Genomic DNA, 9,057 nt, shown 5'->3' on the forward strand with positions numbered 1-9,057 from the left:
CTAAGAACTCCTCTCGCCGCGAAGAAGAGGGGGACGACCTGCCCGGGACAGTCGACGAAGTGATCTCGCCGATCGAAGTCGGTGGGATCCCCACAGAGGTCCCAAACATCCCATTTTTGCCGTAAACCAACATGACAAATGATTTTCCCGCCGCCATCGAGATGGCACGTTCCGGCGTCGACCTGACCGCTGAGCAAACCGGCGATCTGATCGACACGATGCTGCGGGGCGATGCACCGGAGGCGAGTGTGGGCGAATTGTTGCTCGCTCTAAGGGAAAAAGGCGAAGCCGTCAGCGAACTGGTGGGAGCTGCCACGGCGATGCGGCGGCATATGACTCGAATCGCACACGATCGAGAAGTGTTGCTCGACACCTGTGGCACCGGCGGCAGCGGCTCGGGCACCTTTAATATCTCAACCGCCGTCGCCATCCTCGCGGCCGCCTGCGGTGTCGCGGTCGCTAAACACGGAAACCGACGCGCCACCAGTCGCACGGGATCGGCAGACGTGCTCGAACATCTCGGCGTCAAAATCGAATCCGACGCCGACGAAGTCGCCCGCTGCCTCAATGAGATCGGCGTCTGCTTTTGCTTCGCCGCCAAGATGCACCCCGCCATGCGACACGTCGTTGCGATCCGCCGCAGCCTCGGAGTCCCCACGCTATTCAACTTGCTCGGCCCTCTCTGCAATCCGGCCGGGGCGACCCATCAATTGCTCGGTACCGCCTCACCCGAGACCCAGAAAAAAATTGCTGCCGCCCTGAGCCAGTTACAAACCCGCCGAAGTTTTGTCTTGCACGCCGAAGATGGGCAAGATGAAGTCTCGCTCGACGGAGCCACGTACTGCCTCGAAGTCACCGGCACCGAACAGATCTCACACGTTTGGACGCCCGCCGATTTCGGCCTCACGCCCGCTCACGTCGACTCACTCACAGTGGCCGATCCGGCCGAAAGTGCCGATGTCATTCGAGACGTGTTTGGCGGTAAACCGGGGCCTCAACGCGATACCGTGATCGCCGGTTGCGCCGCCGCGTTGCTACTCGTCGGTCGCGCCGACGATCTAAAACAAGCCGCCCGCATCGCCGCCGAAGGGATCGATAGCGGCGCCGCCAAAGACAAACTGTACAGTCTTTGCAGCTAGATCGGTTTTTGAAAATGACGAAGGCTAGTGATAAGTAGCTACGTTCGCCAGAACGTGGTCCAACGTCTGGCTGGGGTGGCTACGCAAAAGTCATGAATGCTCAAGCGGGCTGTTCCTATATTCGCCCGCAACGCGAGCAAGGACTTTCGCAAATGCCCACTCGTCTGCGCGTTTAGAAGTTTCGTTCATCAACTTCACCCTCCCGCGTGCGGGAGGGTCGGACGCGGCAGCGGCCGTGGAGGGCTCTCTCCGTTTCTCATCGCCCCACTTTCCCATATGGTAAACGTTCCGTCAGCAGCTTTTCTTCTAAAGCCACCGTGTCCATCGCGATCTCTTTGGGCATACACACCGCTTCAAACTCACGCAGCGGCTGACCCGAAAAGGCAACGGATACGGGCACGGTCGAGAGTTCAATTGCCATCACTCGTTGGCGTTTCGGGACAATCGAATCAACCGCCCGTGAGTTCGACTTCTGCACGTTTTGCATTGGACGAATCTCTTGCGATTTGTCGCTTGCGTTTTGCCTTGTAAAACAATTGTCCCAGTTGTTTGATGCCCTGCGTCGGCTGTGCTGGCTAAACAATTGGGACAATTGTTCTACAATAAAAGTGTCAAAGTCGAAGCCCTGGCGAGCGATCAGGCCTCTTCGATCCGGTCGCGAAACACGCGAAAGTCTTCAAGGGTGTCGATCCCGCGAGCGGCCTCCGAAACCGGTGCCACCACAATGCATATTCCGGCTTCGATCGCACGGAGCTGTTCGAGTTTTTCGATCTGCTCCAATCGACCAGGTGGCTGGGTCGCGAACCACAACAGAAAGTCACGACGGTACGCATACAATCCGATATGGTGCCAATAAACCGGGACCTCCGCTTGCAACAACGCTTCGCTGCCCCCGTCTCGGGCATGCGGGACAACCGAACGGCTAAAATAGATCGCCCGATCTTCGTTGCCCATCACAATCTTCACACAACCGGGGTCGTTGAGTTTGTCGATGGTATCGATCGCACACGCGGCAGTCGCGATGTCTGCCTCCACACGAGATTGCAGCAACTCGGCAACCGCGTCGATCGCGGCGGGATCAATCTCAGGCTCGTCCCCTTGGACGTTTACAAAAACATCCACGTCATCATGCATCAGCGCGATCTCGGCAATCCGGTCCGTCCCGCTCTGACAGTTAACGCTGGTCAAACGAGCTTCCCCGCCAAAAGAATCCACTTCCGCGACGATCCGCGGATCATCGGCAGCAACAATGACCTGATCGGTGACTTTCGCCCGCCTGGCCGCTTCATAGGTGTGCTGCAAAACCGACTTTCCGCCCGCACGCAGTAGCAGCTTCTCGCTCAGCCGGCTGGAGGCCAATCGGGCGGGAATCACGATCATTGTCTTCATCGATGTTCTCTCTGTGGTAAGTGGGCGGCAGTGGCAACTGCTTAGCCCTGATATTGCACGCGATTCGTAGGCCGTATCGCATAAACCATTGCCAAGCCGGAGCTACGGTCGCAAATCGATTGATTTTGAAAATAACAGAATGTGTTTCGAGCAAATCAGGTTTATGCGGATCCGGCAGGGTTTCTCGCGACCTCGATCCGGCCTACGCAATATCCGGGCTAGTGCGGCGGACGCGGCTTGGCGAGTCACGATTCGGTGCTTCTGAAAAAGCTCAACGAGCAAGCGCCGTGCCGGCTCGTGATGGCTCCCGAGTTCGCCCATCAAGCCATAATGAGGCTGTTTGGTTCGACCGCCGTGGGGCCACTCGATCCGGCGGTCAATCCCCATCATGCCCAAAAAGCTCCTTCACGAAGCGTGAGGTTTTACCGAGCGAGCAGCCCAAGCACAAACTGGCCGCCAAAATAACAGGCACACGTGCCCAGCCATCCAGCAGGCTCGATCGGCGCTCGGCACTCAGGCGGGGCAACGCCCCAACACAAACGACTCGATTAGCGGCAAAATCCGCAGTCGCCACGTAAATCCACGCACCAGCCGCCGCAGGACGGACCGCTACCCAGCCCCTCTCGCCCCCCGCCCAATATTGCAAGCAATTGCCTAAGCTCGACGCTCTTAATGCCTCTTACTTACGCGTCCATGCGCGAATCATCAGCAGACAATGAATATCGGCATAAGCCACAGCGGCACAACTATTTTTTCTCAAAAACGCAAACCATTACTAAAGAACAACTTACAACGCGTTTTCGGATGACTCCTGGTCTTTTGGCACCGCTCGTGCATCAGCCGGTACGCCATGCAGCTTGCTAGCGTTTTAATCACACCAACACTCACGAGCGATTACGGATGGCCCGGGCAAGAGTTGGACGGTTGGTTGAATCGTGGAAGACAGAAAGCTGCCATTGATTGAAATCGGCGGGAGTGTTGATAGGTCGTCGCATTGAACGCGAGGCCGCACCCATGCCAATTGAACACCGTCTTTGAGAAGGAAAGACTACATGTATCAAAGTTTGAAGAGCCCGATTGGGCAAACCCCCGGTTTTCGCTGGACGAGGTTTCGCTCGTCGTGGCTAATGATGGTCATCATTGTGGGGATGATAGGGATCGGCACATCACTCGCGTCTGTCGCTTCGGCTCAGGATGAAGCCACCGCGGTCACGGAAGTCGTGGAAGTTGCAGACGCGGGTGATGCTGCTGATTTAGACCTAGGCGTTGGCTATGCCCTCGATAACGCGGTCTTGTTTTTCTGTGCCATCTTGGTGCTGTTCATGCAAGCCGGTTTCGCCATGGTCGAAGTCGGACTGAACTCCGCCAAAAACACCGTCAACATTCTTGCCAAGAACGTCATGGACCTTTCGGTCGGTGCCCTGCTGTTCTTCATCGTCGGCTTTGGGATCATGTACCCAACGTCGTACATGAGTGAAGCCGATGCAGAGACCGTCAGCAAAGTGTTCGCGTTCGGCGGCACCGGTATCTACACCAGCGACGATCCAGGTCGCACATTCTCGCCACAAGCCGACTGGTTCTTCCAGGCCGTGTTTGCCGCTACTGCCGCGACCATCGTTTCGGGTGCTGTCGCCGGTCGTATGAAATTCACCGCATACCTCGTCTACAGTGCAATCTTGACGGGTCTCATCTACCCAATCAGCGGTTATTGGAAATGGGGCGGCGGCTGGCTCGCTGACCTGGGCTTCCAAGACTTCGCAGGTTCCGCAGTTGTTCACGCAGTCGGTGGTTTCGCCGGTCTCGCTGGAGCAATCTTCCTCGGCCCTAGGCTCGGACGTTACACCGCCGACGGCAAATCAGTGCCACTGCCTGGCCACAACGTCGCATTCGCTGCACTGGGTGTGTTCATCCTGTGGGTGGGGTGGTACGGATTTAACCCCGGCAGCCAACTCGCTTTCCAAGGCACCGGAGACATCGACGCAACGGTATTCATCGCCGTCAACACTACTCTCGCCGCTGCTGCGGGTGCTTTCATCGCAACTTTCGTTGCCTGGGGCTTGTTCGGTAAACCAGACTTGACGATGAGCCTCAACGGAGCCCTCGGTGGCTTGGTCGGCATCACCGCCTGCTGTGACGCCTTCAGCAACACCATGTCGATCGTGGTCGGTGGTGTCGCAGGTGTCTTGGTTGTTCTCGCCATCGTGGCATTGGACAAACTCAAAATCGACGACCCTGTGGGTGCCTTCCCGGTCCACGGCGTGTGCGGTGTTTGGGGATGCATGGCGATGGGAATCTTCCCGAACACCCACTTCCCAACGGCGTTCGAAGGTTTCGTGACCCAGGGGATCGGCACCGCTGCCATCGCGGTTTGGGCATTCGTCTGCATGTCGGTCATCTTCGGTGCACTCAAAGCGGTCGGACACCTCCGAGTGACCCCAGAAGAAGAACAAGCCGGTTTGGACATCAGCGAGCACGGCATGCACGCTTACCCATCCGATGCGGTCACCGGTGGTGCGATCGCCTGATATTGATTGATCTACCCACCGCAGCTTCGTCGCCGGATGTCCGTTACACGTCCGGCGGCGTAGCAGCGTGCGGAATCAAAGATCTTCTCGGCTCTTGCCTGGGCCAGAAGAAGGCCCCAATGGCCCGTGACGAGTGTCCGCCTCACTCGTCGCGGGTCGGGGTTTTTTTGCGTTGAGGGCAACGCTGCCTCATCTACGCCTGACCTGCTCGATCGGCTATCCTCGGCGTCCGATCTCTTATACCGACACGCCGCACAGGCGACGCAGCGTCATGAAACCCAGGCAAGCGGCCCGCTGGCCCAAAGATTGACACCGAGAGATCCCCACAGGCGGAAGATTTTGAACGGGAATATTGACCAACGATGAAACTAATCATTGCCATTATCCAACCCTCGCGTCTCGATGCCGTGAAGGACGCCCTGACTCGGGTGGAAGTCCACCGGCTCACGGTCGTCGATTGCCAAGGCTTCGGACGACAACGAGGCCAAACCGGAGGCATCCGAGGCCGTGACTATGGAGTCAACCTGCTCCGCAAGGTCCAGCTCCAAATCGGCGTCAACGAAGAATTCGTCCAACCCACGATCGACGCGATCTTGGAAGGCGGGCGCAGCAGCGACCAAGGTGAATTCGGTGATGGCAAAATTTTTGTCCTACCGATGGACGACTGCGTCCGGATCCGAACCGGCGAACGCGGCAGCGACGCGATCTGAAACGAACCAAATCCCCGCGGCCAAACGCCGCACCGGGGCCTCCCAACCACCGCGTCTCGAACGAAACAAGCAGCTTCCGACGCCGCTTCGCCCTTTTTGCCGCCGTCGTTCCCCTTTTGCTTCAGGCCCTTGCCGCCCCCGAGCAATCTCGCGGGTGTTGCACGCCCCACGCGGCGCCGATTACAATTAGCCTTCCAGAGTCAAGCTTCAGGTGTTCCAAGGCTGGCAGCCGCATCCCAGATGGCCGCCCACCTATCGACACCCGTAAAAACTCTGAAATCAGGGGTTGTAGCTCAGTTGGGAGAGCGCTGCGTTCGCAATGCAGAGGTCGAGAGTTCAAGTCTCTTCAGCTCCACTCGCTTTAAGTTCTTGCTGGAACGCTCTTTAGCGTTACCGCCATCGTTGGCGTGCGGCTCACGTTTGGACCATTCCAGGGTAGACGACTACTCCGAATGCCGTTTGGAGTTTCGCCATGTCACATTCTCAAAGTGCGTAGCCGGCTTGCCGGTACCCTCTCAGCGGTCAGGCTAAGCCCCGATTGGGTCACCAAAATTTCGCATGGCGCCTCCCGAGGAAGCTCTACGTGATCCACCTTCGTAGCGGAACAGCGCAAACCGTCCGGTGTCTGCCTTCCTAGCGGAACGGCGCGAGCCGTCCGGTGTCAGACCAGCAGACGGCATAAAAACACAAACGTGTTCCTGGCACCTTATTGTGTCGTCCGGAGTAACGGTGAGCGTGGTCTCTACCACGAAATACACGAAGGACACGAAAGTGGTGCCTATGCTTTCTTTTCCTGTAGCTCGCGTGTTTCGTGGTCGCCAATCGCCTTCTTACCGAAACGGCGCGAGCCGTCCGGTGTCACATCGAAAAAAAATGCGTGCAGCCAAAAAGACTTGGCTCCGTTTGCCCACATGCATTTTTTCGAAATCATTTGATCGTGTCCGAAATGGTTTTAGCTCTCAGACAGAACGTGATATCTCACCGGGCCCGCTGATCGTGCATTGGCAAAAACACGAAAGCCACTCTCCAGTGCACATGTTGGTTTTTCTCTCTTCAAACGCATCTGCCAATGCGTCGAGATAGCAATGTCCTCCGATCAGCGCAAACAGCACGGACACCGTTGGTAAAGGATGCGTTAAGACCAGCGTTCGCGCCAGCTCGGTGGTTTCATCCGGCAAGCTTCTCCCGCTTCGTACGACTCAATGTAGCGCCGCATGTCTTCGATGTCGTCGTCCTCGGTGGCGAGAGCGAGGGCCGTTCTCTGAAACGAGATCGCCGACTGGAAATCGCCTTTCTCCGCGTGAGCAGCGGCGAGGCAACCGAGGTAAGCCGTGTCGCTGTAGTTCGTGAGCTCACACGCTTCGGTGATGAGCTCCAGCGCGCGAGCGCCATCGCGGTAGCGACTCTGCGGGCAAATTGCCAGAAACTCTGCGAGGACGGCACGCCGCTTCGCAGAGCGTGGATCAAGCTCCAAGGCTCGCTCGTAGTCAGCGAGTGCTTCGGCGTAACTTCCCCTGCGGTTCCACGCGACGCCGCGGCTGGTATAGGTGACGGCGTTCTTGGGATCGAGGTGGATTGCTCGCGAGAAATCGGCGATCCCCTTGCGGAGTTTGCCGAGACACACCCAGGCGTTTCCTCGGTTGTGATACGCGTCCGCTGACTCGGGGTCGCTGCGTATTGCGAGTGTGTAGTCCGCGATCGCCTTGCGGTGGTCGCCCAGGTTTTGCCAAGCGAGACCTCGCATCAAATAGGCCTTAACGTGTAAAGGGTCGAGACGAATCGCTTCGTTGTAGTCCTCGATCGCGTCGGCGTCTGCTTGCTTCTGGTAGCGACAGCGGCCGCGGGTGTAATACGCGTCAGGCAAAGCGTTGGGCGGGAGCCCACGGAGGATCGCTTCGGTCAAATCCGTGATGGCGAGGTCATATTCACGCTTCTTGCTAAAAGCCAGCCCGCGATTGTAGCGAACGTCGGCGCGGTCGGGCGTTAGGCTCAGCGTCTTATCGAAGTCGGCGATCGCGCTGTCATAGTTCCTCATCCGATACCACGCCCAGCCACGCTGGCTCAAGGCGATGACATCGTCCGGGAAAGCATCGAGTGTCTCGGTGCAATCGGCGATGATCCGATCAAATTCTTGTTCGTCCTCCGTCATCACACTACCACCTTGATCTATCAACGAACTACACTCGATACGACGAGGGCAGATGGGTTGACTTGCAATTCAATGTCCCCGACAGACGAACACCAACGTTGACCGACAGCAGAAACCGGTCCGCCTCCCACACACTACATTTTCAAACCAATGTCATCGGCGGCTCGCCTCCACCGCATGGTTACTTGCTCTCTTGCGACAGCTGATCACGCGTGGCGTCGAGCAGTTCTGTCGTAATTGTGTGTCCGTCGTCGAACGGAAGCCAATTGGTTTGAATTCCCTCGCGTACGAGCATTTCGTGCAAGCGCTTTGAGTCCGCGAACGGCAAGACATCGTCACGCTGGCCGTGAGCAAGCAGAACCTGGATGCCGTGTGCTGAGTCAATCGATGCAGCATCAATCGCGAGCGCGGGTGAGTACAAAATCAGATGCCGGATCGGCAGAGTTCTATCCAACAGAAGCATGCTTGACACCGTTGCCCCCTGCGAGAATCCACCAACCGCAACCTCTGCATTCGGGTAGATTTTCGAAATAAACCGCACCAACGATGCAAGCTTAGCATGAGCAATTGCAAGTTCGTCTTCTGTTGTCGCCCAAGCGAGCCCTCCACCGTCAACAGCAATCGGCGCCGCTGGGAACACGAACGCACGCGACTCGCCGCCAATGTAATCCGCCAGCGGGACGAGATCCGATTCGGTAGCACCGTACCCATGAAGCAACACGACGATCTGAGCCGCATCCTCAAGCGGAGTTCCGACGGCCTGAACCTTCAGCCCACCCCACGGGTCATCTGCGTCACGGCCAACAGTCACTCGCGATGTTTCCGCAATCGCATCGGTAAGATCACGTGTCGATTCCGAACAGCCGATTGCCGCAGAGAGCAGTAGGAGAGTCAAGTATCTCAAATGAATTTCCAGTAGGTCAGGTAGCGTCGCCAATAATGGTGCGGTGGCGAGGAGTGTGATGATCGAGCAACGTCACTTCGCCGCTCACGTGCATCGCAATGACTATCCGCCGTCTTGCGGAACCGGAACCTCCCCAACGAGCTCTGGAGAATCATTTGAGAAACGAATAACACAAGCAGATGTAGTGAGTTTGGTGTCTCCAGTGAAGAAAAGGTGTCAGGACTGAATGGCACGGGCGTAA

General features: G+C 57.4%; 7 protein-coding genes and 1 tRNA gene. 4 read left to right on the forward strand and 4 right to left on the reverse strand.

The window, feature by feature from the left end:
* The first annotated feature begins 131 nt into the window (after positions 1-131).
* Positions 132-1,139 (forward strand): anthranilate phosphoribosyltransferase, encoded by a 1,008-nt coding sequence (gene trpD, locus NB063_RS19635; protein ID WP_250930468.1) that lies wholly within the window; start codon positions 132-134, stop codon positions 1,137-1,139.
* 256 nt (positions 1,140-1,395) lie between these two features.
* Here trpD and NB063_RS19640 read toward each other — a convergent pair whose 3' ends face one another.
* Positions 1,396-1,560: a hypothetical protein gene (locus NB063_RS19640; protein ID WP_250930469.1), complete on the reverse strand. Its 165-nt coding sequence runs from the start codon at positions 1,558-1,560 to the stop codon at positions 1,396-1,398.
* A 215-nt stretch (positions 1,561-1,775) separates the two neighbouring features.
* Positions 1,776-2,528, reverse strand: coding sequence for a 3-deoxy-manno-octulosonate cytidylyltransferase (gene kdsB / locus NB063_RS19645; protein ID WP_250930470.1), 753 nt, complete (start codon positions 2,526-2,528; stop codon positions 1,776-1,778).
* A 1,148-nt stretch (positions 2,529-3,676) separates the two neighbouring features.
* Between kdsB and NB063_RS19650 the strand changes: the two genes are divergently transcribed.
* From NB063_RS19650 to NB063_RS19660, 3 genes are all read left to right on the forward strand, one after another.
* Positions 3,677-5,053 (forward strand): ammonium transporter, encoded by a 1,377-nt coding sequence (locus NB063_RS19650; protein ID WP_250930474.1) that lies wholly within the window; start codon positions 3,677-3,679, stop codon positions 5,051-5,053.
* Between the two features lie 362 nt (positions 5,054-5,415).
* On the forward strand, positions 5,416-5,763 hold the full coding sequence (locus NB063_RS19655) for a P-II family nitrogen regulator (protein WP_250930471.1): 348 nt from the start codon (positions 5,416-5,418) through the stop codon (positions 5,761-5,763).
* Between the two features lie 282 nt (positions 5,764-6,045).
* Positions 6,046-6,118: transfer RNA gene (locus NB063_RS19660), tRNA-Ala, on the forward strand.
* Positions 6,119-6,898: 780 nt separating this feature from the next.
* Here the strand turns inward: NB063_RS19660 and NB063_RS19665 are convergent.
* A complete protein-coding gene (locus tag NB063_RS19665) occupies positions 6,899-7,912 on the reverse strand; it encodes a tetratricopeptide repeat protein (protein WP_250930472.1) in 1,014 nt (337 codons plus the stop codon).
* A gap of 181 nt (positions 7,913-8,093) precedes the next feature.
* On the reverse strand, positions 8,094-8,816 hold the full coding sequence (locus NB063_RS19670) for an alpha/beta hydrolase (protein WP_250930473.1): 723 nt from the start codon (positions 8,814-8,816) through the stop codon (positions 8,094-8,096).
* Positions 8,817-9,057: the final 241 nt, after the last annotated feature.

Source organism: Aporhodopirellula aestuarii (assembly GCF_023701485.1).
Classification (GTDB): Bacteria; Planctomycetota; Planctomycetia; order Pirellulales; family Pirellulaceae; genus Rhodopirellula; species Rhodopirellula aestuarii.